Annotated in this window: 21 protein-coding genes, 1 pseudogene and 1 riboswitch; of the genes and pseudogenes, 19 read left to right on the top strand and 3 right to left on the bottom strand. The window is 52.1% G+C overall.

Going from position 1 to position 24,515, the window contains the following annotated elements:
- The first annotated feature begins 142 nt into the window (after window positions 1-142).
- The 16 genes from ABK821_RS15540 to ABK821_RS15465 all read left to right on the top strand — a co-directional run bounded on the left by ABK821_RS15540 (window position 143) and on the right by ABK821_RS15465 (window position 17,181).
- Window positions 143-853, top strand: coding sequence for a FadR/GntR family transcriptional regulator (locus ABK821_RS15540; protein WP_138357903.1), 711 nt, complete (start codon window positions 143-145; stop codon window positions 851-853).
- Window positions 840-2,006: a PLP-dependent transferase gene (locus ABK821_RS15535; protein WP_138357901.1), complete on the top strand. Its 1,167-nt coding sequence runs from the start codon at window positions 840-842 to the stop codon at window positions 2,004-2,006. Before ABK821_RS15540 ends, ABK821_RS15535 begins: the two co-directional genes overlap by 14 nt.
- A 20-nt stretch (window positions 2,007-2,026) precedes the next feature.
- Complete coding sequence (locus tag ABK821_RS15530) at window positions 2,027-3,301, top strand: sugar ABC transporter substrate-binding protein (protein WP_142501733.1); 1,275 nt, start codon at window positions 2,027-2,029, stop codon at window positions 3,299-3,301.
- Between the two features lie 24 nt (window positions 3,302-3,325).
- Window positions 3,326-4,246 (top strand): carbohydrate ABC transporter permease, encoded by a 921-nt coding sequence (locus tag ABK821_RS15525; RefSeq protein ID WP_185929220.1) that lies wholly within the window; start codon window positions 3,326-3,328, stop codon window positions 4,244-4,246.
- Window positions 4,247-4,255: 9 nt separating this feature from the next.
- Window positions 4,256-5,080, top strand: coding sequence for a carbohydrate ABC transporter permease (locus ABK821_RS15520; protein WP_138357897.1), 825 nt, complete (start codon window positions 4,256-4,258; stop codon window positions 5,078-5,080).
- A gap of 3 nt (window positions 5,081-5,083) precedes the next feature.
- On the top strand, window positions 5,084-6,151 hold the full coding sequence (locus ABK821_RS15515) for a sn-glycerol-3-phosphate ABC transporter ATP-binding protein UgpC (protein ID WP_343178460.1): 1,068 nt from the start codon (window positions 5,084-5,086) through the stop codon (window positions 6,149-6,151).
- Window positions 6,152-6,173: 22 nt separating this feature from the next.
- Window positions 6,174-7,772 carry an ABC transporter substrate-binding protein gene (locus tag ABK821_RS15510; protein WP_395033978.1) on the top strand — a complete coding sequence of 533 codons (1,599 nt, stop codon included), beginning with the start codon at window positions 6,174-6,176 and terminating at the stop codon, window positions 7,770-7,772.
- 60 nt (window positions 7,773-7,832) lie between these two features.
- The gene (locus ABK821_RS15505; protein WP_138357891.1) at window positions 7,833-9,197 is read left to right on the top strand and encodes an alpha-L-fucosidase; all 1,365 of its coding nucleotides are present in this window, start codon (window positions 7,833-7,835) and stop codon (window positions 9,195-9,197) included.
- Between the two features lie 829 nt (window positions 9,198-10,026).
- Window positions 10,027-10,245, top strand: a riboswitch (cobalamin riboswitch).
- A 368-nt stretch (window positions 10,246-10,613) separates the two neighbouring features.
- Entirely contained in the window at window positions 10,614-11,669 is a 1,056-nt protein-coding gene (locus ABK821_RS15500) for an ABC transporter substrate-binding protein (protein WP_138357889.1), read from the top strand.
- Between the two features lie 263 nt (window positions 11,670-11,932).
- The gene (locus tag ABK821_RS15495; protein ID WP_241675599.1) at window positions 11,933-13,003 is read left to right on the top strand and encodes an iron ABC transporter permease; all 1,071 of its coding nucleotides are present in this window, start codon (window positions 11,933-11,935) and stop codon (window positions 13,001-13,003) included.
- Window positions 13,000-13,815 (top strand): ABC transporter ATP-binding protein, encoded by an 816-nt coding sequence (locus tag ABK821_RS15490; RefSeq protein ID WP_308563458.1) that lies wholly within the window; start codon window positions 13,000-13,002, stop codon window positions 13,813-13,815. The genes ABK821_RS15495 and ABK821_RS15490 overlap by 4 nt, the downstream gene beginning before the upstream one ends.
- A gap of 10 nt (window positions 13,816-13,825) precedes the next feature.
- Window positions 13,826-14,266 carry a pseudoazurin gene (locus ABK821_RS15485; protein WP_138357885.1) on the top strand — a complete coding sequence of 147 codons (441 nt, stop codon included), beginning with the start codon at window positions 13,826-13,828 and terminating at the stop codon, window positions 14,264-14,266.
- A gap of 31 nt (window positions 14,267-14,297) precedes the next feature.
- Window positions 14,298-14,849 carry a ubiquinol-cytochrome c reductase iron-sulfur subunit gene (petA, locus tag ABK821_RS15480; protein WP_142501881.1) on the top strand — a complete coding sequence of 184 codons (552 nt, stop codon included), beginning with the start codon at window positions 14,298-14,300 and terminating at the stop codon, window positions 14,847-14,849.
- A 1-nt stretch (window position 14,850) separates the two neighbouring features.
- Entirely contained in the window at window positions 14,851-16,011 is a 1,161-nt protein-coding gene (locus ABK821_RS15475) for a cytochrome b N-terminal domain-containing protein (protein WP_343178459.1), read from the top strand.
- A 2-nt stretch (window positions 16,012-16,013) separates the two neighbouring features.
- Window positions 16,014-16,823 carry a cytochrome c1 gene (locus ABK821_RS15470; protein WP_343178458.1) on the top strand — a complete coding sequence of 270 codons (810 nt, stop codon included), beginning with the start codon at window positions 16,014-16,016 and terminating at the stop codon, window positions 16,821-16,823.
- A gap of 124 nt (window positions 16,824-16,947) precedes the next feature.
- Complete coding sequence (locus ABK821_RS15465; RefSeq protein WP_138357879.1) at window positions 16,948-17,181, top strand: hypothetical protein; 234 nt, start codon at window positions 16,948-16,950, stop codon at window positions 17,179-17,181.
- A 277-nt stretch (window positions 17,182-17,458) separates the two neighbouring features.
- Here ABK821_RS15465 and ABK821_RS15460 read toward each other — a convergent pair whose 3' ends face one another.
- Both ABK821_RS15460 and ABK821_RS15455 read right to left on the bottom strand, forming a co-directional pair.
- Entirely contained in the window at window positions 17,459-18,301 is an 843-nt protein-coding gene (locus tag ABK821_RS15460) for an MBL fold metallo-hydrolase (protein ID WP_343178457.1), read from the bottom strand.
- Window positions 18,302-18,310: 9 nt separating this feature from the next.
- Window positions 18,311-18,853 (bottom strand): sugar ABC transporter, encoded by a 543-nt coding sequence (locus ABK821_RS15455; RefSeq protein WP_142501726.1) that lies wholly within the window; start codon window positions 18,851-18,853, stop codon window positions 18,311-18,313.
- 141 nt (window positions 18,854-18,994) lie between these two features.
- Here ABK821_RS15455 and ABK821_RS15450 point away from each other — a divergent pair.
- Window positions 18,995-19,870 (top strand): annotated as a pseudogene (locus ABK821_RS15450) (LysR substrate-binding domain-containing protein).
- Window positions 19,871-19,967: 97 nt separating this feature from the next.
- On the opposite strand, the gene ABK821_RS15445 reads toward ABK821_RS15450, so the two are convergent.
- The gene (locus ABK821_RS15445) at window positions 19,968-20,834 is read right to left on the bottom strand and encodes a GNAT family N-acetyltransferase (RefSeq protein ID WP_343178456.1); all 867 of its coding nucleotides are present in this window, start codon (window positions 20,832-20,834) and stop codon (window positions 19,968-19,970) included.
- 440 nt (window positions 20,835-21,274) lie between these two features.
- On the opposite strand from ABK821_RS15445, the gene cadC reads away from it, so the two are divergent.
- Together cadC and cadB are read left to right on the top strand one after the other, a co-directional pair.
- Window positions 21,275-22,786 carry a lysine decarboxylation/transport transcriptional activator CadC gene (cadC, locus tag ABK821_RS15440; protein ID WP_138357873.1) on the top strand — a complete coding sequence of 504 codons (1,512 nt, stop codon included), beginning with the start codon at window positions 21,275-21,277 and terminating at the stop codon, window positions 22,784-22,786.
- Window positions 22,787-23,147: 361 nt separating this feature from the next.
- On the top strand, window positions 23,148-24,485 hold the full coding sequence (cadB, locus tag ABK821_RS15435; protein WP_138357871.1) for a cadaverine/lysine antiporter: 1,338 nt from the start codon (window positions 23,148-23,150) through the stop codon (window positions 24,483-24,485).
- The last annotated feature ends 30 nt before the right edge of the window (window positions 24,486-24,515 follow it).

Genomic DNA, 24,515 nt, shown 5'->3' with positions numbered 1-24,515 from the left:
TGCAAAACCGATTAATTTGCACCACAAACAACCAGACTCATCATCCAGAATAAAAAAACTCATTTAAATTCAATGATAAAAAATATGGCCTGCTTATTGCTTTAACTATTGGTAGAGATGTTGGACCAATTAAGGCAGGGCGATGAACACATCAGCAGCGCTTTCTCCTATTTCCACACCGCAGAGCGATACGTTGATTCTCGATGCGTTGACGCGTTATATCGCGCAATCTGGCATCCAGACTGGCAGCCGTTTACCGCCTGAACGGATTCTGGCGGAGAAATTAGGCGTAAGCCGCAACACGGTACGTGAAGCGCTTAAACGCTGGGAAGCGCTGGGAATTATCCTGCGCAAAAAAGGCAGCGGTACCTTCCTGCAGGTGGATATTGGCATCAACGATAGCTTTCTCTCACTGCGCTTTAAAAACGACTCGACCAATATGCTCCACGCCCTGGAAGTGCGCCGTATTATCGAATCGGAATCCTGCGTGCTGGCGGCTCAGCGCGCCACCGCAGAGGATCTTGCCGAGATTGAGCGGCGGCTGGATGAGGTGGAACGCGTACACATGGCGGTCGGTTCTGCGGGCGCGGAAGACTGGGCCTTTCACGCCAGCATTTATCGCGCCTCCGGTAACCCATTACTGCTTCAGATGCTGAACGGCGTCTACGACTCGCTACACGCCTTTTTTGAGTCGCCGCCTGAACAGGCGCTGTTTGCTGACTCCTTACCCCTGCACCGTGAGCTCTTCAACGCCATTCGTCAGCGCGACAGCGAAGGGGCACGGGCTATTTGCCACCAGATTCTTGATATCACTGAACGCGACATGAAGGATGTGATTAATGCCAAACGCTAAACCGCTTGAGAAGCAAACCCTGCTTACCCATGATCTGCGCCATGAAAAAGGGGCTGTATCCCCACCGATTTACCAATCATCGCTCTTCACCTTCAGCGATTATGACAGCATGATCGCGCGTTTCCGTGGCGAGAACGATCAACCACTCTACTCCCGCGTCGATAACCCGACGGTAGTCGCGCTACAGGATAAAGTGGCGGCGCTGGAGGGCGGTGAAGCCTGTCTGGCGTTTAGCAGTGGTATGGCGGCCATCAGCAACGCGATTCTGAGCGTTGTCTCGCCTGGCGCAAAGGTGGTTTGTATTAATCATGTCTATCCTGACACTTACCGTTTCCTGCGCGGCTTCTGCCATCGTTTTGGAATCGACACTGAGTTTGTTGATGGCGGCGATCCTGAGGCAATACGCGCGGCGTTGCCTGGTGCCAGTCTGTTATACCTGGAAAGCCCAGCAAGCTGGGTGATGAGCGAACAAAATCTTAAGCAACTCTCTGCTCTGGCGCGTGACGCCGGGGTGACCACCATTATTGATAACAGCTGGGCTTCGCCGCTGTTCCAGCAGCCTCTGGCCTGCGGGATCGATATCGTGGTGCATTCGGCCTCGAAATACATCAGCGGCCATAGCGATGTGGTTGCGGGGCTGGTGATTTCCAGTCGGCAGCACATCGCCAATATCAGTCGCCACATCAGCCCGTATCTCGGGGGAAAACTGTCTGCCCAGGAAGCGTCATTGCTACTGCGCGGATTACGTACCCTGCCGCTGCGCATGCAGCAACATCATCGCAGCGCGCTGACGCTGGCGAAAAATCTCCAGGCCCACCCGCAGGTGACCGCGGTTTATCACCCCGGACTGCAACCGCCGTCGTGGTCATCCCTGAGCGGCTACAGTGGGCTGTTTTCATTTGCCGTGGCGGAATCTATTGATATCCCGAAACTGTGCAACGCCCTGCAACTGTTCCATATGGGGGTGAGCTGGGGCGGATTTGAGAGCCTGGTGATGCCGGCCATTTCCGTTATCAATCAGGACAGCGCGTTTAATTCCGCTGTTGATTTTGCCGTTTCCCCCCGCCTGATCCGCATTTCAGTCGGTCTCGAAGATACCGCGGATCTGTGGGCCGATCTACAACAGGCCCTCACCGCCGCAACGCACGCATAAACCACCCTGGAGAGAATGCAATGACACATCCCTTCACGCTGAGAGCGCTGATTCTGGCAACCGGACTGACCATGGCGTTGAATAGCATGGCCGCCAAACTGACGGTGGTGGAAGTGATCACCAGCCCACCGCGTACCGAGCTGTTGCAGAAAATGCTCAATGAATATAAGGCGCAACATCCTGGTACGGAAATCGAATTGATTTCGCTTCCCTGGGGGCAGGCTTTCGAGAAACTCGGGACGATGTTACAGAGCGGTCAGATCCCGGATGTGGTGGAGATGCCTGATACCTGGCAGGGCCTCTACGCCAGCAACAACATGCTTGAGGACCTTGAACCACGGATGAAAAGCTGGGAAGGCACGGGACAACTTACCGCTAAAACCTTAGCGATGGCGCGTGCCGCTAACGGCAAGGCCACCATGATCCCTTATGGCTTCTATATGCGGGCGCTGTTCTGGAATAAGAAACTGTTCAGAGAGGCGGGTCTGACCGAGCCGCCGAAAACCCTGGAAGAGTTTGCCAGCGATGCGAAACGGATCAGCGCGTTAGGTCACGGCATCAGCGGTTACTGTCTGCGCGGCGGCGTCGGCGGCACCAACGCCTGGATGATGTTTATGACGGCCATGAACGGCTCGCCGGCGTTTTTTGATAAAGAGGGCAACAGCACGTTAACGCAGCCTGGGGCGATTAAAGGCGCACAGCTTCTGGTGGATATGTATCAGCAAGGCGGGGCGCCAAAAGACAGTATTAACTGGGGATTCAATGAGATCGTCTCCGGTTTCTATTCCGGCAAGTGCGCCATGCTGGATCAAGATCCCGATGCGCTGATCGCCATCAAAAATAGCATGCCAGCAGATGATTTCGCCGTCGCGCCAATGCCGGTAGGTCCATCGGGCAAAGCCTTCCCGACGATTGGCTACACCGGATGGGCGATGTTCAGACAAGGCAAGCAGAACGATCTCGCCTGGCCGTTGATCGCCTTCCTCAGTAATAAAACGAACAATCTGGCGTGGGCGAAATTTGTCGGCACGTTGCCCATTTATCAGGGTGCTGAACAGGACCCCTTCTATAAAACCCCCCAGTTTTCCGGTTGGTTTAAAGAACTGAACGATCCGAATTATGTGCCGTTGACCATGCCTACCCATCTGAAAGGCTGGGGATATTTCAACTCGGTGATCGTCAAAGAAAGCTCGCAGGAGACTCTGCTGGGAGAGAACGACACCGCAACGATGGTGAAGGCGTGGGCGAAATACCTCACGAAAGAGCAGAAAGCATGGCTTGCTGCGCAGAAATAATGGCCTTCATGAGGAACGATGCTGATGCTTGATACGTCATTGCCGGCCAGCAACATGCGTTCTCGTCGCCAGCGATGGGCGAGAATGCTGGAGCCCTGGTGCTATCTGTCGCCGGGGCTGGTACTGATCGCCGTATTTATTTTTGTCCCTATGGCGATCGGTATTTCCTATGCATTTCAGAGCATGAACTTGCTTAACCCGATGGAGAACGGTTGGGTTGGCTGGGATAACTTTTCCGCCATGCTCGATGACCGGCGCTTTTTTAAAGCGCTTGGTCACACCCTCAACTGGACGCTGAGCTCGCTACTGTTGCAGTTCTTTTTCGGGCTGCTACTGGCGCTGTTGCTCAATCGCGAGTTTCGCTTTCGGCGCTGGGTGCAGGCGCTGGTGTTCTTGCCCTGGGCCGTGCCGGCGTTTCTCTCCGGGCTGACATGGTCATGGTTGTTCAATCCGGTGGTCGGGCCGTTGCCGCAGTGGTTAAGCGATTCAGGCATCCTGAGCCAGCCCTACAACATTTTGTCCGATCCGCAACTGGCAATGTGGGGGCCAGTGATCGCCAACGTCTGGTTCGGTATTCCATTTTTTGCCATCACCCTGCTGGCCGCGCTGCAATCTATTCCACAAGATTTGTATGAAGCGGCGGCAATGGACGGGGCCAGCGGCTGGCAGCAGTTTCGTCGCGTAACGCTGCCGTTCCTCGCGCCGATGATTGCCATCACCGTGATGCTGCGCACTATCTGGATTGCCAACTTTGCCGACCTGATCGTCGTGATGACCGATGGCGGACCTGCGGGCTCCACCGCCATTTTATCGAGCTACATCTTTACCACTGCCTATCGCAAACTTGATTTTGGCTACGCCTCGGCGATGGCTGTGTTTCTGCTACTGCTGATGACCGTCTATGCGCTGGTATTGCTGCGTATTCGTCATCAACTGTTGAAGTAAGGAGAAATCATGCGCCTGTTACCGCTCATCGGACATCGCCTCAGCATTGCCGCATATCTGCTGTTCGCTCTGTTTCCACTTTACTGGATCATCAAAATTGCCGTCACCCCGGACCCACTGTTGTTCAGTCAGGGAGTGACCCTGCTGCCGAGCGGTCTGACGCTGAGCCACTTCAGGAAGGTGCTCACGGAGAGTGATTTTCCGACGTTTTTCAGCAATAGCCTGATCGTTTCGCTGGCGACAGCGCTGCTGACCACGTTGATCTCCGCCGCTGCTGGCTATGCGTTTTCGCGTTTTCAGTTTCGCAGCAAAATGATCATCGCCGCGCTGCTGCTGTTCACCCAGATGTTCCCGCTGGTGATGATTATTGCGCCGATTTATCGCGTTATGGCGCCGCTCGGGCTCACCAACAGCCTGTCCGGCTTAATCCTCATCTATACGGCGTTTAATGTTCCTTTCGCCACGTTTTTAATGCAGTCGTTTTTCGATGCTATTCCGAAAGATCTTGAAGAGTCGGCGATGCTGGAAGGGTGTACCCGCTTTCAGGCGCTGTATCGTGTGCTGATGCCGCTCACGTTGCCGGGTATGGCGGCAACGCTGGGTTTTGTCTTTACCGCGGCCTGGAGCGAACTGTTGTTCTCTCTGATGTTAATCAATAAGAACGAGGTGATGACCTTCCCCGTCGGGTTGCTCAGCTTCGTCTCTAAGTTTGCGGTTTCCTGGGGCGACATGATGGCTGCGGCAGTGCTGGCGCTGATCCCGGCCTGTCTGTTTTTTGCCTTTATTCAACGCTATTTGGTTCAGGGACTCACCGCAGGGGCGGTTAAGGGGTAAATAATGGCCGCAATTACGCTGGCGAAAATCGACAAATGCTATGGCAACGTCGAGGTTTTACGCGATATCAATCTCACCATTCGGGATGGTGAGTTTGTGGTGCTGGTCGGTCCGTCCGGCTGCGGAAAATCGACGTTACTGCGCACCATTGCTGGCCTGGAGCTGGCAAGCAGCGGTGATATCCGTATCGGTAATAAGCTGATGAATGATGTCCCGCCAAAAGATCGCGATATTTCGATGGTGTTTCAGAGCTATGCGCTTTATCCCCACCTGACCGTGGCGCGCAATATGGGGTTTAGCCTGGAAATTAAGAAGCGGCCGCGGGCCGAAATCGACGACAAGGTACGGCGGGCAGCGGAAATTCTCAGCCTCAGCCATTTGCTGGATCGACGGCCAAAAGAGCTCTCCGGCGGTCAGCGGCAGCGCGTGGCCATGGGGAGGGCGATTGTTCGTCAACCGCAGGTGTTTCTGTTTGATGAACCGCTGTCGAACCTTGATGCGCAACTGCGCGGACAGATGCGGGTGGAAATTAAGAAACTGCATCAGCAGATGAATAACACCATTGTCTACGTCACCCACGATCAGGTCGAAGCGATGACGCTCGCCGATCGCATCGTGGTGCTTAATCATGGCGTTATTCAGCAAGTGGGCACACCGCTGGAGCTGTACGACACCCCGGCGAATAAATTTGTCGCCAGCTTTATCGGTTCGCCCCCCATGAATTTTATTAACGGCCTGACGTGCGCCAGCGGCGTTGCTATCGGCGACGACGTCCGGTTACCGCTTAATCCACAGTGGGCGGCACAAGAGAGTGGGCGAGAGGTGATTTACGGTATTCGTCCTGAGAATATCAGCCTCGCCACTGCGGATAGGGCGGACGCGCTACCGCTGCGGGTGTCATTAGTGGAGCCTACCGGGCTATCGGAACTGATCCACGGCACGTTATATGGCCATGACATCATGCTGTTTACCACCCGGCGATCCGGCGCGCGGGCGGGGGAGACCATTTTTATTACCCTGGATCACCAGCGCGCGATGTTATTTGATGCGGCCTCACAAAGACGCTTATAAAACTGACGAAAAGAGATGATATATGAGGAAAATAAACTATCTGCTCATGTTGCCCGCGTTGTTAGCTTCACTCGCCGTCACTCCGGCAGCCCAGGCGAAAACCCTGGTTTACTGTTCTGAAGCGTCGCCGGAGGGGTTTAATCCGCAGTTATATACTACCGGCGTCACCAATGACGCCAGCGCTAACCCCATATACAACCGACTGATTGATTTTAAATACGGTACCACCGATCTGATCCCCTCCCTTGCGGACCGCTGGGAGATCAGCCCCGATGGCAAAACCTACACATTTTACCTACGTGAGCATGTGAAATGGCAAAGCAATAAGGATTTTACCCCCAGCCGGGATTTCAATGCCGATGATGTGGTGTTTAGTTTTATGCGCCAGAAAGATACGGCCTCTGAGTGGCATAAGGTCTCGGGCGGCAACTACCCCTATTTTACGGGAATGGGGTTGGATAAACTGATCGTCAGCGTCCGTAAACTTGACGATCGGCGGGTGGTTTTCACTCTCGCTCACCCTGAAGTTCCTTTCCTTGCGGATATCGCAATGGGTTTTGCCTCGATCACCTCGGCGGAATATGCCGATAAAATGATGCGCGCGGGGACACCGGAGAAACTCGATCTTGCGCCGATCGGAACCGGGCCATTTCAGTTCGTCCAGTATCAGAAGGATTCACGTATTCTGTATAAATCCTTTGCCGATTACTGGGGCGGAAAAACGAAAATCGATCGTCTGGTATTCAGTATTACGCCGGATGCTTCGATACGTTTCGCTAAACTACAAAAAAATGAGTGTCAGATCATGACTTCGCCAAATCCAGCGGATATTCCGGCCATCAGTAAAGCGGCGCATATCACTCTGCTGCGCCAGGCTGGCCTGAACACTGGCTATCTGTCGTTTAATGTCGAGAAGAAGCCATTTGATAACCTGAAAGTTCGCCAGGCGCTGGCGCTGGCAATTAACAAACCCGATATTATCAAAGCGGTTTATGAAGGCACGGGCCAGATTGCCAACAGTTTGCTGCCGCCATCCATGTGGGGCTACGCGCCGGGTCGCGAAAGTCATGATTACGATCCGCTCAACGCCAGGAAGTTGCTTGCCGAGGCGGGCTATGCCAATGGCTTCAGCACCGAGATTTGGGCGATGCCGGTCCAGCGCCCCTATAATCCAAACGCACGGCGGATGGCGGAAATGATTCAGGCTGACTGGGCGGCTATTGGCGTACAGGCAAAAATCGTCACTTATGAATGGGGTGAATATCTGAAACGCGCCTCACAGGGCGATCACCAGACGATACTCATTGGCTGGGGAGGTGATAATGGCGATCCGGATAATTTCTTTAGCCCGCTCTTTAGCTGCGCCGCAGTGAACGGCGGCGCGAACTATTCGCGGTGGTGCGATAAATCCTTTGAAGCGCTGATTAATGCCGCGCGCAGCGAGCCGGATCATGACCAGCGCGTTCGACTGTATCAGCAGGCGCAGCAACTGATGGCGCAGCAGGTACCGGCAGTGATGATCGGCCATTCAACGGTGTATGAACCCATCAGCGATAAAGTGAAAGGTTACAGGATCTCTCCGGTTGGCGGTCATCGCTTTGAACAGGTCTCTGTGGAATAAATATTGACAGCGCCTGATTCATCAGGCGCTGAACCGAAGGACAACGTGGAACATCAACCCATGACCCAAAAAACTTATCAGCCCGATTGGGCAAGCCTCGATAGCCGGGAGATACCTCAGTGGTATAACGAGGCCAGGTTCGGCATTTTTATCCACTGGGGGGTTTACTCCGTTCCCTCATGGCGAAAAATTAATAACGCCTTGTTCGGATCTTACGCCGAGTGGTATTACGCCAGCGTTTATGGTCAGTATCGCAATAATGATGATGATTTCCACCAGAGAAACTATGCCCCGGATTTTCTCTATCGTGATTTTGCTCCGCTCTTTAAAGCTGAGCTTTTTGAGCCTGAGGCCTGGGCCGAACTGTTTAAATCCTCCGGGGCGAAATATGTGGTGCTGACGACAAAACATCATGACGGCTTCTGCCTGTGGCCGACTGAAAATCGCCATAAGAAAGGGTGGAACAGCGGCGACACCGGGCCGCAGCGCGATCTGCTCGGCGATATCACCCGGGCCGTCCGTGACAGCGGGCTAAAAATGGGGATCTACTATTCCAGCGTTGAATGGGAAACCAACTCAAGCCATCGCCCTGAAGGCGGTTTTTTTATCCCTCAGCGCGACCGCGAAAAGTTTGGTATTGCCGAGGCGCGTTATCCGGATGAAATCCTTATTCCTCAGTTAAAAGAGCTGGTTACCAACTATCAGCCAAGCCTGATTTTCGCCGATGGCGGAGAGTGGGACTTTAGCGAAGAATATAGCCAGACTAAAGAATTCCTGTGCTGGTTGTACAACGATGCGCCGAATAAAGACGAAGTGGTAGTGAACGATCGGTTTTGTAAAGAGATGCCGGGCGAACATGGCGATTATTACAGTACTGAGTATAACGATAAAGATGGTTTCGGCAGGCTTCATCCGTGGGAGGAGAGTCGCGGTATCGGCAAATCCTACGGTTATAACCGTGCGGAACAACTGGAAGATTATTGCACATCACAGCAACTGATTCTCCAGCTCATCGGGATCGTTGCTAAAGGGGGAAACTTCCTGTTAAACGTTGGCCCCACTGCGGATGGCCGCATCCCGGTTATACAACAGGAACGGTTACGGGACATCGGTCGTTGGATGGCGGTAAACGGCGAAGCGATTTATGGCAGCGAAATGTGTACCCGCTTACAGCACGACGATGAGCACGCTTTTCTGACCTGCGCAGGCGCCCACGATTACCTGATTCTCACCCGCTGGCCTACCCACAACTTTGCTTTACGCATCCTGTCAGGAATGACGCCGGGCGCCTGTGAGTTACTGTGCCGTGGGCAGCCGATCCCAGTGCCGTTCGAGATCCTGGGGGAGCAGCTTATTCTGCATCCTCTGCCCTGGGATTTTGAGCTTGGGCTGGAATATGCCTACACGTTCAGGCTGAGCTATTAATCGACTTGCTGGCGTATATATCGCTGAGAACATTGCGGTATATACCCGGCATACTTCCCGTTATATCCGCGTTGGCCACGGCGATCCGCTTCACCCCTGAGCCCTTCGCGGCCAGCGCAAAATCAGGTTGAATGCGATTAAGCGTTCTGTTCAGCAATGTTAAAGAGACGAGGCATATAAGTGCCGTCGGGGGGATCCGGGATGGGCGGTGAAAATGCATAAGCAATGGGACGTTCCGGATAGCGGTATTTCCCGTCTGAGTTGTTATTATCTCTTTCCCCTATTCTTGTCTACTCTGAGCCTGGCGCATTATGATTCCCGTTACGCTGCGCGAGATGACGCGTATCGATATTCCTGTGGTTCAGGTATTTCTTGTTAAGGACCTGGAATTTGTTCTTCAGCGTGGGCAGGGTAATACAGCCCGCCGCTCAGGACATCTTTAATCCCGAATGTGTTTCTCAGCGCAGACCTGTCGGTTAAAGGGCAATTTTCTCCTGAGACGTTTGTCGTTCTTTGAACCCCGCCTTTAAGTTAAGCGGCTCAGTATTTCTAAATTGATCATAATCATATAATTCTCATTTATCTTTTTATTGTGATTCTCATATACCAGAGCGGTCTATTTTAACTTATTGTAAGTTATATATAAAATGATGTTTGTATGACGTTTTTATTTATTTATCATACGGTTGACCTTATTAACAATTGTCGCTAGAGTCGCTGTCGACAGCACTTCATTACATTTTTATAGCCTAAATTATTCGCGCGGCAGGGTAAGAGGATTGCGCCCAGGGAACTGACTCATGTCAGTGACTGAGGTGAGTGAATATCCGGGACACCTGCTGCCTGAAGTATGATGGATTATGTTTTGAATTGGAATATGGTGCGAATGATTCAGTTCAATGCCATAACTGCCCCCGCAACTGTAGGCGGATAGCGAATATCCTTGTGCGGTTAATTAACCGCTGGTCACTGTAAAGTATGCTTTATGGGAAGGCTGATATTCTGATTGCCGCGAGTCAGGAGACCTGCTGTCAGGTTGTACGCCATTGAGTGGACGGGATGGTCCATGGGATGAATTATTTGACATAAACTGTGATGAATTTATGTATACGATATTTGGCGAAATAAAGCTTATTCCCCTAAATAATTCGAGTTGCATGACAAACGGTTAACCGTTTTGAACGGCGCTTGCGTTGGCCCCGTAGAGGTGAAGCCGCAGGCGTGAATCACGCGGCAAGTGAGCGCAGTCAACATACAGGCAACTTGAACTATAACGGGTATATTTGCATCTTTTACATAATATCATTCAAAAGCGTTCACGACTCAATGTCATCTATTTTCATGTCTCCTCCCGCTATATGGAATGAAATAACCATGACCAGAGGTTAACCTTCTGGCATCGACGGGACGATGATAATGCACGCTAATTCTACCTCTTTTACTTCGAAAAAAACGCTTCTGGCAATGACGGGCGCCGCGGTTCTGTTTCTGAATGCCGGTTTCGCCAGCGCGGCAAAAACCGAATATCCTCTGACGATTAAAAACTGCGGTCGCGAGCTTACCTTCAATCAGGCGCCAACGCGCGTGGCAACGGTCGGTCAGAACAGCACTGAAATTCTTTATTCACTGGGTCTGGCCGACCGCGTGGTCGGAACCTCGCTCTGGTTTGGCCCGGTACCGGATGCGTATAAAGCGGCAAATGAGAAAATTGCCGTTATTGCACAAAACATTCCCAGTTTTGAAGGGATCATTGCGAAAAAGCCGGATCTGGTTGCCAGCCAGTTTGAGTGGCAAATCGGCCCTGCGGGGACGGTGGCGTCTTACGAGCAGTTTAGTGAACTGAAAGTGCCTGTTTATACCGCGCCAGCCGACTGCGCAAAAGATAACGAAGATGGCGGCGACGGTGTACGTAAGAGCATGTTTGATATCGCAATGGTGTACCAGGAAATCGCCGATCTGGCGAAAATCTTCGACGTTCAGGATAAAGGCGATGCGCTGATTGCCAGCCTTAAGGCGCGGGAAGCGGCAGCCAAAAATAAAATTTCCGCAATGGATAAAAACGTTTCCGTCGTTTTCTGGTTCTCCAGTGCCGACCTGCAGCTCGATCCTTACGTTGCCGGGAAGTTTGGTCCGGCCGCATGGATCGCGAAAACGCTGGGCGTGAAAAACGTGATTGATTCCGCTGAAGAGTGGCCCACGGTAGGCTGGGAAACTATCGCTAAAGCCAATCCTTCCGTCATTGTGCTCGGTGAAATGAGCCGTCGCCGCTTCCCCGCTGATGACTGGAAAGTCAAAATGGAATATCTGAAATCTGACCCCGTCACCAGCCTGCTTCCCGCGGTGAAGGAAAACCATCTGCCGGTCATTGATGTACAAACCATGAACGCCGGGATTAGAACCATTGATGGGGTGGAAAAACTGGCTGACGCCCTGGTTGAGTACGGCTTAGCGCATCCGCAGGCCGCTCATTAAGCGACGTTTTACCCCTGGTCTTGCCTTACTGCCCGGTTAACGGCGCAAATTGTCGCAGCCAGTCTGGATACGGACAGAGCGGAACATCCGGCACGTACAGGCAGTACGCGCCGATGATTCCCGACGCTCCCCCTGCGGGTCGTCCTGGAGGGCACTGCATTTGGCGTTATCGCTGTCGAAGACCAAACGGGCAAATAACATCGCCTGATGGGCCAGGCAGGCCCCGGGTCATCGCGTATTTCAGGTAATCAGGAATGCAGATAATGATCAGTGATTCTCGCAGGACGCGCCGTGCTATCGGTCAACTTGCGGTGAGAGTCGGTGGACACACCCTTTGGGTCAGCGTGCTCATGTGCTGCGTCCTGCTGGCAGGGATTTCTATTGGCGAAACCTTTATTCCCTGGGGGCACGTACTCAGCACGCTGGCAAATCGTCTGTTTGATGCCCGCTATCCTGTCGATGCGCTGGATGCGGGAATTATCTGGAACTACCGCCTGACGCGCGCGCTGGTCTCTGCCAGTTGTGGCGCCTGCCTGGCCATATCCGGGGTTGTGCTTCAGTCGTTGCTGCGCAATGCGCTTGCCGAACCTTATCTGCTGGGTATTTCCGCGGGCGCCTCTACTGGCGCGGTGCTGATTGCGCTCACCGGGCTTGGCGCCGGGATCGTCAGCATGTCCCTGGGGGCTTTCATTGGCGCACTGACCGCATTTCTGTTCGTTGCGCTGCTGGCGATGGCCGCTGGTGGCAGACAGGGCGGTGGCGTCACAACCAAAATTATTCTGGCCGGGATCGCCAGTTCGCAGCTTTTCAATGCGATGACTTCACTGATTATCACCCGCTCGGCAAACGCCGAGCAGGCCCGCGGCATCATGTTCTGGTTACTGGGTAATCTCAGCGGCGTGCGCTGGCCTGATGTCGTCCTGGCGGTGCCCACTGCGCTGATCGGCATTGTGCTGTGCTTTTTTTATGCTCGTCATCTTGATGCCTTCTCTTTTGGCGCGGAATCCGCCGCATCGCTGGGAATTCCGGTAAAACGTACCCGCGCGGTGCTGATCGCCGCCGTCACCGGCATGACGGCAATTATGGTCTCTATTGTCGGCGCGATTGGCTTTGTTGGCCTGGTGATCCCTCATGCCGCCCGTCTGCTGGTTGGCAATCAGCACCATCGGCTGCTGCCGGTCAGCGCGCTGACCGGCGCCATTTTCCTTGTCATCGCCGACGTTATTTCCCGCACCTTATTGCCAGGCCAGGTGCTACCAATAGGCGTGATCACCGCGCTGGTTGGTGCGCCAGCGTTTTCACTCATCCTGATAAGAGGAGGCCGGGCCAAATGACGCTGAACGCGGTAATCCCTTTTGAGACCTCTGCTGATGCGGTTATCGAAGCGCGCAATCTGCGCTGGCAGGTGAAAGGCAAGATGATTGTTGATGATGTCTCGCTCAGCGTCACGCCAGGCGAGTTTGTCGGTATCATCGGCCCCAACGGTTCGGGTAAAACGTCCCTCATTTCACTGCTGGCAGGGTTGCTGAAGCCCACTTCCGGCCAGATTGCTCTGCAGCAAAAGGCACTGCAACAGTACTCGCGTCGTCATCTGGCGCAGAAGGTGGCATTGGTTGAGCAACAGGCGGAGACCAGTGAACGTCTTACCGCGTTGCAGGCCGTTTCGCTGGGGAGAACGCCCTGGCTTAGCCTGCTCTCGCCGTGGTCTCAAAAAGATGACGACATCGTGCAAATGATGCTGGAAAAAGTCGCGCTTCAGGCGTTGCAGCACCGCTGCTGGCATACTTTTTCCGGCGGAGAAAAACAGCGTCTGCATATCGCCCGGGCGCTGGCGCAGCAGCCGCAGCTACTGCTGATGGATGAACCCACCAACCACCTTGATATTCAACATCAGATTGGCCTGCTGAGTCTGGTGAAACGCGAAAAGCTCACGGTGATTGCCGCCCTGCATGACCTGAATCATGCGGCGATGTTTTGCGATCGCATCCTCGTTATGACGTCCGGACGCATGGTGATGCAAGGAGCGCCATGCGCCGTTTTTACCCGCGAAAATATTAACGCCTGGTTCGGCATTGATACCGTCATTGAACGCGAACCGGATGGCGCAAGCTGCTTTATTCGTTATCAGAGACCAGATGAATGCTAAGGAAGAACTGATGAAATACCTCAAACAGAGTCTGAAAGTTTTGTGTTTACTGGCGATCGCCTCTTCCGCTTTCGCACAAACCCACGAAGTGTTGATGAAAAATCGTGGCGCGGCGGGGCCAATGGTCTATGAGCCGGATTACCTGGAGATCCAACCCGGTGATACGGTGAAGTTTATCCGCAAGCACAAGAGCCACAACGCGGCTTCAATCGCGGAGCTATCTCCTGCTGGCTACCCTGGGTTTATCGGCAAAATTGATGAAGAGATCGAAGTGAAATATGACCATGCCGGATTTTACGGCATCAAATGCACGCCGCATTACGCCCAGGGAATGGTGATGCTGATTAAGGTTGGCGATGCCTCTCTGCCAGATAGTTATCGTGCTTTCAAGGCGCCGGGAATTGCCGATAAGCGTTTCCAGGCCATTTACGCACGTATCGACAAACAGTAAGTAACCCACGATATGCAGGGAGGAGTGCATGGTGGCGGATAACAAACATGCAGATGACGACATTCAGGAGCAGCGTCGGGAATGCCTGTGCAGGATGACAACATTCGTCGGCGCGGCAGGCGTTGCCGCCGCCGTCTGGCCGCTGGTTTCTGCTTTAGGCCCGGATGAAAAAACGCGCGGTGAGAATGAACCGATCGATGTTTCTCTTGCGGGGATTGCCGCCGGGCAAACCCTCCGGCGGGTATGGCAGGGAAAGTTGATTCTTATTCATCATCGCACGGCGGAGGAAATCGCCGCCGCCAGGGATGTCGATCCCACTACGCTGCTCGCCCCCCAGGCTGACAGCGAACGGGTGACTGCCGGTTATCCTCAATGGCTGGTGATTGAGGGATACTGCCCGCATGCCGGATGCGTCCCCAACGCCAGACCGGGCGGGCAGGGCTGGGTCTGCCCGTGCCACGGTTCAGAGTTTGATACTTCCGGCCGCGTAACCCGCGGACCGGCAACGGCGAATCTGGCCATCCCGGATTACGCGTTTCATCCCGACGGCCAGACCGTGCGCATTGGTGCGAAGGAAGCCTGAGATGGGGCGTGAACGGGTCTATTCGCTGCGCTGGCGTATCCCTTTTCCACGCTCGGTCGCCGGACTCTGGGTATTCGCCGTCGGCGCTATCCTGCTGGTTATGCTTGGCGTGCAGATCCTCACGGGGATCGTGCTGGCGATGTTTTACGTGCCGACGGCTGAACTGGCCTTTGATTCCATTATTCATATTATGCGTGCGGTTCGCCACGGCGAGCTGTTGCGCAATATGCACGCAATTGGCGCGTCGCTGTTATTCTTCGCCTGCTATCTGCATATTTTTCGCGGCATGTACTACAGCGTGTACCGCAAACCCTGGGTGACCATGTGGATGATTAGCGTGACGCTGTACGTGCTGCTGATGATGACCGCATTTCTCGGCTACAGTCTTATCTGGGGGCAAAAAAGTTATTGGGCGGCCACGGTCATTACTCGTTTTGTCCAGGCTATTCCGCTGGTTGGGGACACGCTTTACGCCTGGTTGCTCGGAAGCCATACGCCGGGAACGCCGATGCTGGGGCGTTTTTTTGTTTTCCACTTTCTTTTCCCCTTTCTGATTGTTGTGGCGACGATTTTTCATATTCGTACCGTGCAATCGGCATTCGCTCAGGCGATGAAAAAGACGTTCAGCGAGAAAGCGTCGAGAAGCCTGTTATTCGATTACAAAATCAGCGACCTCGATGCCATCAAAATCACCCTTTTTTTGATGCTTTTTGCCTGGTTTTTATTTTTTGCTCCGCACTACCTGAGTAGCGCCGACAACTTTATTCCAGCCGATCCAACGGTGACGCCGGCGATTGTCGCGCCTGAATGGTACTTTCTCCCTTTCTTCTCAATGCTACGCTGCTTCCCGAATGAATTTGCCGGTCTGGCGGCGATGTGCGGTTCGATACTGATTTTCTATTTCCTGCCCTGGCTTGATACCTCCCGGGCGCGGTTTCGCCATTACAGCAAACTGGTGAAGTGCGGCTTCTGGCTGTGGGTCATGAATGCCTGTTTTTTAGGCTGGCTGGGGTCAAAAGCGCTGGTGGGCCCCGATCTGATTGACGGTTTCCGTAATGAAGAGGGGTGGATCCGCCCGGCATCTCAGCTTTCCACGCTGATCTGGTTTGCCTGGTTTTTAATCCTTTTACCCTGTCGTCGTTTTCTCGAAAAGCAGGATTGACAATGAAACGACTGGTATTCAGCATTCTGTGCTTATCTCTTTTGGCATCAGGCGCGACCGGTGCGAAAGAGGCGGTGCCTGAACGGCAGGACTGGAGCTTTAGCGGTATTGTCGGCCAGTATGATAAACAACAACTGCGGCGCGGCCTGCAGGTGTATGAAGAGAAATGTCGTGCCTGCCACGGTATGAAACACCTTACTTTTCGCAATCTGACCCGGCCCGGCGGCCCTGAACTCACGCCTGAAGAGGCAAAAAGTATCGCCAGCGGCTATCAGTTCCCTGAGATTCAGGATGATGGCCAGGTGGGGGAGCGGGACGGGACGCTAAATGACAGCTTTATTTCGCCTTATCTCAATGAGCGGGAAGCGCGATACTTCAATAACGGCGCGGAACCCGTTGACCTGAGCTATATCGTCCGGGCCCGTTCCTACGATCGTGGTTTTCCGCAATTCTTGTTTGATGCCTTTCTGCCCTATACGGATCAGGGCGCGGATTACGTCTTTGCGCTATTAACCGGTTACCTGCCTGACGATCCTGAAATGAAAGCTAATCGCTATTTTCCAGGTGGGGTGATGAATATGCCGAAACCGCTTTCCGACGGCGAGATAAAATGGCACCCGGCGTCGCAGATAGCGGAAACGGAGGCGCAGTACGCCAGGGATGTCACTGCATTTCTGGCATGGGTCGCTGACCCGGATCTTTCCGGGCGAAAACAACAAGGCATTTACGTTATGGGCTACCTCGCCATTATGCTGGGACTGCTCTGGCTGCTACGCCGAATGAAGAGACGCTCGCCGCATGAGCGAGAGTGAACAGCGGCGTTTTTATTGCGACTGACGATAAATGAGAAATGCATCAAGTTGACCACATAATATCTTCATAATGTGGCATTACAGTAACGCTGTTTCTTTGTTTACAACATCAGGGAGGGGAGGTATGGAAGAGAGCCTGGAACAGCCCAGGGAACAGCCGATCGCCAGCTTTATCTGGTGTGGCGTGAGGGTAATTGTTTACTCACAGACGGTAAAATTTGCCGGTACGATGCTACACCGCCATTTTTTGCCAACCAATCTACGATTGAAGATAAATGAAGAAGTGCAGCAGGCGGCGATGAATCCCGGCGCTCACCGGCACAGTGGATATCCGGCAAGGAACCTCCTGAGAAAGTAATGTAACCTTTTCCGTTTCCGTATAGAACGATGAATATCTTCACTGTTTTCTGCCGCGTCGTTTAAATATTTATTTCTCCTTCAGAGACACTTTCCAGAACGTTAAGCAATGCGCTATTCCGGCGTTGGCGTTTTTATCCGTTTTTGTACCGGATGCCGTTGTGCTACACCCGCCGGTTAACCCGGTCTTCGGCTGACAATAAGGCATAAGTTAGCCCGTAAATACTCCTTAACGGAATCCACTTTAGTCTGGGGGATATTTTGGGTCGGAATTGCCTTTATTTTGCAGAATAATTTATACGGTACCCGCGTGAAGTTGCGACGATATGCGCAAACCCCGATCCGCCAAGGTGCATACCGGCAACCAGCAGGTTTTCGCTGGCGACCTGAGCGAGGAGCGTTTCCCGCGTGATTCTGGCCTGTGTGGGATCGCAATCAAAGGCAATGGCCACTGCGGGACAGGTGATCTGGATCGGCGGGAAATGGACGATATCGCCCCAGATTAGCAGACTTTCATTGGCGGACCCGATGCGAAACCCGCAGTGGCCAGGGGTATGACCAGGTAGCCATACCGGCTGTATACCTTCGATCACTTCGCGATCATTCAGAAAACGGAGTCTGTGGGCCCAGGCGTCCAGCGTTCGGCGGGCGAGTGCGATGTTTCTCCGCCCCCGTTCACTGGCCTGGTTTAGCGTTCTATCATTCTGCCAGTATTCCGCTTCCAGAGGATGCAGATGCAGGCAGGCGTTGGGATAAGCCAGTGTGCCGTCTGCGTTGAGCAACCCGCCAATATGGTCCGGGTGAGCATGAGTCAGCAGCACGGTATCAACCTCTTCAGGCCTGATGCCCGACAAGCGCAGACTCGCTGTCAGCGCGCCGCCTGCGTTATTGTGCCCGCCTGTACCGGCATCGACCAAAATCGTCCTCCCCCGCCCGCGGATAAGATAGCCACTGATGTCGATATTGCCGGGGACGGTAACGCCCGCGCGGCGCTGGATGGCTTCAGCATCGATGCTATCAATGCCGGACAGTAGCGTCAGGCTGGCCGTCATATTGCCGTCACTGAGGGCCGTTACCAGAAAATCGCCAATCTGGCGGGAACTAAAAGATGGATGAGGCATAATAATGTATTACCTTGATCGGGATTGTTTATCGGCGTGACTGCGTAACTGGCTGGTTATGGGTTCATATATCCAGGCTTTTTCTCGCGCCGCAACGAGTGAGGCCTCCCGGCGAGGGAGAATGTAAGCCACGCGTTGCGGCGGGTTTTTATCCAGCCCTGCAGCCTGAAGTATTGTGGGCCGATATCCCAACTCTGCGTCAATAAAGTCAACTGACTCAAGACTCAGCAGCAAAACCTCTTCCACAGCGACGGCAGGAAAAGAGCCTGCGTATTGGTACAGATTGCGATGCCAGTCACGAATATGCTGTTGCCAGTGCGAAAAGTTACCGCCGCCCTTGCGCTGATATTCTTCACAGGTAATCACATCCGCATCTTTGATGGTATGAATGGCAAGATATACCGGGCAGCCGGAGGAAAGCGCTTTGAAACGTTGTGAGGCGCTGAACCCGTTGACAGAGACCAGCGCTGGCAGCTTTTGTTGGTTGTAAAACGCATTCCAGCGGGTTTCGCTTTCCCGGTCGGCATATGTGCACTCAACGAGATATAACATTGATCGCTCTCTGTATGTTTGAATCGCTGTTAACTTGATGTTTGATCATGCTACGTTGCGTATTGAGCGGTATGAAGCGATATTATTTCACTGGTCAATGATATTTTGTCATTAAGGTTAATGTCGGCAGAGGTTGCCAGAATGAGAAAAAAACTTCCCAGCAGTACTGCGCTTCAGGTCTTTGAAGCGGCCGCCCGGCACGGTAACTTTGCCCGCGCGGCGGAAGAATTATCGCTCAGCGAAGGGGCGATCAGCCGGCAGATTGCCCGGCTTGAGTCGATGCTGAACTGTAAGTTGTTCACGCGGACGGGGAGTCGTGTGCAACTGAATCCTAACGGTGCGCGTTATGCGCATCATGTGCGTGAAACGCTGGAACGGCTTGAACGAGATACTTAGTATCTGATGGGGGCGGCGGACGGCAGTCGAAGCCTGGAAATCGCCGCGCCGCCTACTTTTGCCAGCCGCTGGTTAATTCCCCGACTGGGTGATTTTCATCGCCTGCACCCGGATATTATCCTGAATATCGCGGTCAGAACCGATCCGTTTATCATTACCGGCAGTGGTTTTGACGCGGCGGTTCACTTTGAACATCCCGCGTGGGCCGGGATGCGTATGCGTTTTCTGTTTGAGGAAAGGTTGGTGCCGGTCTATCATCCGGCGTTACTCACCGGAGGCCATTTCGCCAGCCAGTTGAGCGCGCTACCGCGCATTCACCGACGGCAGAATCCCGATGCGTGGCGTCTCTACGCTGATGAGAGTGGGATCACGTTGAATAATCCGGCACAAGGTGTCCGTTACGATCTGCACGAAATGGCGATTGCCGCTGCCCTCGCCGGGCAGGGTGTTGCGCTGGTGCCGCATGTTTATGTCGAAAATGAACTTGAAAATGGGCAATTAGTGGCGCCCTGGCCGATATCCCATCGGTTGAGTAAGCGCTTTTGTCTGGTGAGGCCGTCGGAAAATGGGATCAACGAATTGGCGTTACAGGCGTTTGAACGGTGGCTGGCGGCGGAATAATATCGCGTTTTCATGGTGTAAATGGCGCTGAATCATCGTCAGGGTTGTCGGCGCAGAGAAGGAGGGTACAGCCGCCAGGAGGCGGCGGTGGCATGGCTCAGGCGTGGGATAACAGCGGAAACATTAGCTTATTCTCTGCGAAGATATTTTCTTTGTGCGGGTAGATAAATAAAATATCTTCACCTTCTATTTTTTCATATTCGCCAGCCCGCCCTTCTTTTGGGGTAAAACCCAGAATAGCCTGATAGGTATGCGTGTCGGCGAGTTCATTTATAATGCCTGCCAGGGAACCGCCGTTATCGCAAAAAATATCGAAACAGATAAGTGCCGGGCCGTGCTGCATCGCTATTGCGACAGCCTGATTCTTTTCAGAAAAATAGACGAAGTGTTTCATAAAGGCGGAGCAGTAGAACATCAATAATCCGAAGTTATGCTGTATTCGCAATTGTGAAAAGGGGTTCGATTTTTGATAGTAGCGCTGCAATAGTGCGACTTCTTCTGGCTGGTCCATATCGAGCTTGCGAAAGTCACCCGCCGTTGGCATTACTGGCAGGATATATTGATGCTCATCTGTGCGCCTGAAACCGAATTGTGGATAAAAATCAACGGTTGTTGGGTTGGCGAACAAGAAAAAAGCGTCGGCTTTATTCTGCCAGTCCGCCAGAATCTGCCTGATGAGCTGCCCGGCCAGCCCCTTATTCCGATGATCCACATCGGTCATCACGGTACCGATTTGAATATAGCGTCGGGGTTCGTTCCGCCAGACAAGATCGATAATATTGGCGGAGGCATTAGCAATCACTTTATTGTTGTTCACCAGGGCATAAGGAATATAGGCGTCGGTCCAGTATCCTTTGTGGTACCACTCTTTAAAGGAGAGATCGAAGGTTTTAATTGCGAGGTCAATAAAGCTATTTCTCAAAACGTCATCGTGCACAATTTGCTTAACTAATTTATAGGTCATCGTCGACATTCCTTTCCGCTGCGGGTGAGGCGCTATTTCCGGTTATCTGTTCGGCGGCCTGCTCTCTGTCAGGCGATTTAAAAATAGCATATCCCCACAGAACGGCGATGATTGTTGCGCTTAACCCTTGCCCCGGTCACAAATTCGCAGGAGATAAGGTGGTGTTCACGGCATATTTCAGGCGGTATTAGGGTAGCGGTTACGAGTGATGAGCATTTCCTGAAATCAGTGGATTGGAGCATGAAGCAGTGACGAGATGACGTATCGTGGGAACAAATGCGTTTATTTTGCCAGGGCCGGGAATGTTCTGAGCACTATCACTATGAATTGTAAAAAACGAAGAGCAATATCTCGCCTTCAAGGTCATGACCCCCATCATAATCACGTAGGTGGAATGTGTTATCATCGCGCCACTCTTTTCCGTCCCTGGACGTTTGTTTATGCAACAACCTGTTGTTCGCGTTGGAGAATGGCTGGTTACTCCCTCTGTTAATCAGATCAGCCGTAAGGAGCGTCACCTCACTCTCGAACCGCGCTTAATCGACCTTCTGGTTTTTTTTGCTCGCCATCCTGGCGAAGTGCTGAGTCGTGATGAGCTTATTGATAATGTCTGGACTCGCAACGTTGTCACCAGTCACGTCGTGACGCAGAGTATTTCTGAACTGCGCAAGTCGTTGAAAGATGGTGATGATAGCAAACTGGAATATATTGCTACAGTACCTAAACGCGGCTATAAACTGACGGTGCCGGTCATCTGGTGTACGGAAGACGGAGAAGCATTGACGCAGAATTTTTCCGTAGAAACAGAGTCCCTTTCCACCCCACCGGTAGACGCAGCGTCAGATGCTATTCCAAATGCGACATCGGAAAAATGCACGCGTGTGAACGCGTTTATTGTCTGGGTACTTTTTTTGTTAGCGCTCGGGAGTTGCGTGGCGCTGGTAGCTTTATCGACTCTGGAATCACGTCCACCCGTTGCGAAGGCACGATTACTACTTAACCCGCGTGATATTGATATTCATCTGCTCACCGGCAATACCTGTAACAACTGGTCGTCTCAACACGCGTATGCCATTGGGTTAGGGAGTCTGATTACCACTTCGCTAAATACCTTCTCCACCTTTATGGTGCATGATAAAACCAACTACAACATTAATGAGCCGAGCAGTTCCGGAAAAACGTTGACCATTGAGTTTGTGAATCAACGTCACTATCGCGCCCAGCAGTGCTTTATGTCGGTTAAGGTGGTGGATAACGCAGATGGTTCGACGATGATGGACAAGCGCTATTTCGTGACTAGCGATAATCAACTGTCAATTCAGAACGATCTGCTGAGTAGCTTGTCGGAGGTGCTGAAGCAGCCGTGGCCGGCACGTATGCAGGAGATGTTAAGGCAATTTCAACCTTCGCAGAGCATTGCCCTTACTTATTTTTATCAGGCACATCAACTATTAATGAACGGAGATGTTGATTCACTGAAAAGAGCCAGTAGTTTACTTGATGATGTGAATAAACTGTCTCCGGATTTTACCTATGCCTGGGCGGAAAAAGCGCTGGTGGATGTATTACGCCATTCACAGCAGCCGTTGACCGATAAACAGTTGGTTGATCTTTATAGTGAAATAAGTCGCGTAGGGAATATGCCAGTAATTAAAGATATGGCCATATTTTATCAAATTAAAACAGTAGACATGTTGAGCAAAGGAAAAGTGGATGAAGCCTATCAGGCCATTAATGCCGGGATTGATCTGGAAATGTCATGGATGAACTATGTGCTGTTAGGTAAAGTCTATGAAATGAAAGGGCAGAACCGGGAGGCTGCCGATGCCTATCTGACAGCATTTAATTTACGTCCAGGTGAGAATACATTTTACTGGATTGAAAATGCGGTATTCCAGACCTCGGTTACCCGCGTAGTACCCTATCTCGATAACTTTCTCGCTTCAGAATAAGTAAATTCTCATCATGGTCATTATTTTGAGCATAATGAGGTTAATATTGTGTTTCTTATAATATACCTGGTTGTTTTATTTCTTGGCTCATCTTTTGAAATTGCAACATTTTCGCAACAGGTGATGGTGTTTTTAACCTTCTGTAAATAAACAATATTTATCTTTTTATGATGTCAACTTGCCATCCTGATATGTTACGAGAAAAAGGTCAATATATCATTTGTTTGATGTTTTTAATTATTTCACTTTATCTTTATGACTTATTTTTCATCCGGACGTAATCTGGTTTGGAGTTGGTCGGATCAATAAAAATTTATCATCATGATCTGTGCCTCAAAATAAACGTAGGAGAAAAGAAAACATGAGTTCAGCGAAGAAGATAGGGCTGTTTGCCTGTACCGGTGTAGTAGCCGGTAATATGATGGGGAGCGGTATTGCACTATTACCTGCAAACCTGGCCAGTATCGGTGGTATTTCTATCTGGGGATGGGTGATTTCTACTATTGGCGCAATGTCACTGGCTTACGTTTATGCCCGTCTGGCGACCAAAAACCCACAACAGGGAGGGCCAATTGCTTATGCTGGTGAAATATCACCGGCATTCGGTTTTCAAACTGGTGTGCTTTATTATCATGCAAACTGGATTGGTAACCTGGCTATCGGAATTACCGCCGTTTCTTATTTATCGACATTCTTTCCTGTGTTAAATAACCCAGTGCCAGCAGGGATTGCCTGTATTGCTATCGTATGGATTTTTACTTTTGTTAATATGCTCGGCGGAACATGGGTTAGCCGATTGACGACGATTGGGTTGGTACTGGTACTTATTCCGGTTGTGATGACGGCGATTGTCGGCTGGCACTGGTTTGATGTTGCCACTTATCAGGAGAACTGGAATACCTCTCACGCTACGGATAGTCACGCGGTTATCAAAAGTATCTTGCTCTGCCTGTGGGCTTTTGTGGGGGTGGAATCGGCAGCGGTCAGTACCGGCATGGTGAGCAATCCGAAACGTACCGTGCCATTGGCTACGATGCTGGGTACAGCGATGGCCGGTATTGTCTATATTGCCGCAACTCAGGTTATGGTCGGTATGTATCCTGCCTCTAAGATGGCCGCATCCGGCGCGCCATTTGCCATCAGCGCTTCAACCATACTCGGCGGCTGGGCTGCACCGATGGTGTCCGCTTTCACCGCCTTCGCCTGCCTGACATCTCTGGGTTCATGGATGATGCTGGTGGGTCAGGCCGGCGTGCGTGCGGCTAACGATGGTAATTTCCCTGCGGTATATGGTGAAGTCGATAGCAACGGTATTCCGAAAAAAGGCTTGCTGCTGGCGGGAGTAAAAATGACTGCGCTGATGGTACTTATTACGCTGATGAATTCCACTGGCGGTAAAGCGTCAGATTTATTCGGGGAGCTGACCGGCATCGCGGTGTTACTGACCATGCTGCCTTATTTTTATTCCTGTGTTGATCTGATTCGTTTTGAAGGTATTAACATTCGCAACTTTGTCAGCCTGATTTGCTCGATTCTGGGCTGTGTATTCTGTTTTATCGCGCTAATGGGGGCAAGTTCCTTTGAGCTGGCGGGTACTTTTATCGTCAGTCTGATTATCTTGATGTTTTACGGTTGCAAAATGCATCAGCGCCAGAGTAGCGACAATTCCACTGATAACAACGCTGCCAGCGCGCATTAATCAGTAAAGTAACCCTATTCCTGAGGCCCT

The organism is Klebsiella sp. KE9456, from assembly GCF_043832615.1.
Classification (GTDB): domain Bacteria; phylum Pseudomonadota; class Gammaproteobacteria; order Enterobacterales; family Enterobacteriaceae; genus Klebsiella; species Klebsiella indica.
Note: the sequence above shows the minus strand (reverse complement) of the source record. Positions and strands in the feature narration are given on the sequence as shown.

Excerpts from the sequence above, each read along its gene's own strand:
- ABK821_RS15540 (WP_138357903.1), top strand. The coding sequence starts at position 143 with ATGAACACATCAGCAGCGCTTTCTCCTATTTCCACACCGCAGAGCGAT.
- ABK821_RS15535 (WP_138357901.1), top strand. The coding sequence starts at position 840 with ATGCCAAACGCTAAACCGCTTGAGAAGCAAACCCTGCTTACCCATGAT.
- ABK821_RS15530 (WP_142501733.1), top strand. The coding sequence starts at position 2,027 with ATGACACATCCCTTCACGCTGAGAGCGCTGATTCTGGCAACCGGACTG.
- ABK821_RS15525 (WP_185929220.1), top strand. The coding sequence starts at position 3,326 with ATGCTTGATACGTCATTGCCGGCCAGCAACATGCGTTCTCGTCGCCAG.
- ABK821_RS15520 (WP_138357897.1), top strand. The coding sequence starts at position 4,256 with ATGCGCCTGTTACCGCTCATCGGACATCGCCTCAGCATTGCCGCATAT.
- ABK821_RS15515 (WP_343178460.1), top strand. The coding sequence starts at position 5,084 with ATGGCCGCAATTACGCTGGCGAAAATCGACAAATGCTATGGCAACGTC.
- ABK821_RS15510 (WP_395033978.1), top strand. The coding sequence starts at position 6,174 with ATGAGGAAAATAAACTATCTGCTCATGTTGCCCGCGTTGTTAGCTTCA.
- ABK821_RS15505 (WP_138357891.1), top strand. The coding sequence starts at position 7,833 with ATGACCCAAAAAACTTATCAGCCCGATTGGGCAAGCCTCGATAGCCGG.
- ABK821_RS15500 (WP_138357889.1), top strand. The coding sequence starts at position 10,614 with ATGCACGCTAATTCTACCTCTTTTACTTCGAAAAAAACGCTTCTGGCA.
- ABK821_RS15495 (WP_241675599.1), top strand. The coding sequence starts at position 11,933 with ATGATCAGTGATTCTCGCAGGACGCGCCGTGCTATCGGTCAACTTGCG.
- ABK821_RS15490 (WP_308563458.1), top strand. The coding sequence starts at position 13,000 with ATGACGCTGAACGCGGTAATCCCTTTTGAGACCTCTGCTGATGCGGTT.
- ABK821_RS15485 (WP_138357885.1), top strand. The coding sequence starts at position 13,826 with ATGAAATACCTCAAACAGAGTCTGAAAGTTTTGTGTTTACTGGCGATC.
- ABK821_RS15475 (WP_343178459.1), top strand. The coding sequence starts at position 14,851 with ATGGGGCGTGAACGGGTCTATTCGCTGCGCTGGCGTATCCCTTTTCCA.
- ABK821_RS15470 (WP_343178458.1), top strand. The coding sequence starts at position 16,014 with ATGAAACGACTGGTATTCAGCATTCTGTGCTTATCTCTTTTGGCATCA.
- ABK821_RS15465 (WP_138357879.1), top strand. The coding sequence starts at position 16,948 with ATGGAAGAGAGCCTGGAACAGCCCAGGGAACAGCCGATCGCCAGCTTT.
- ABK821_RS15460 (WP_343178457.1), bottom strand. The coding sequence starts at position 18,301 with ATGCCTCATCCATCTTTTAGTTCCCGCCAGATTGGCGATTTTCTGGTA.
- ABK821_RS15455 (WP_142501726.1), bottom strand. The coding sequence starts at position 18,853 with ATGTTATATCTCGTTGAGTGCACATATGCCGACCGGGAAAGCGAAACC.
- ABK821_RS15445 (WP_343178456.1), bottom strand. The coding sequence starts at position 20,834 with ATGACCTATAAATTAGTTAAGCAAATTGTGCACGATGACGTTTTGAGA.
- cadC (WP_138357873.1), top strand. The coding sequence starts at position 21,275 with ATGCAACAACCTGTTGTTCGCGTTGGAGAATGGCTGGTTACTCCCTCT.
- cadB (WP_138357871.1), top strand. The coding sequence starts at position 23,148 with ATGAGTTCAGCGAAGAAGATAGGGCTGTTTGCCTGTACCGGTGTAGTA.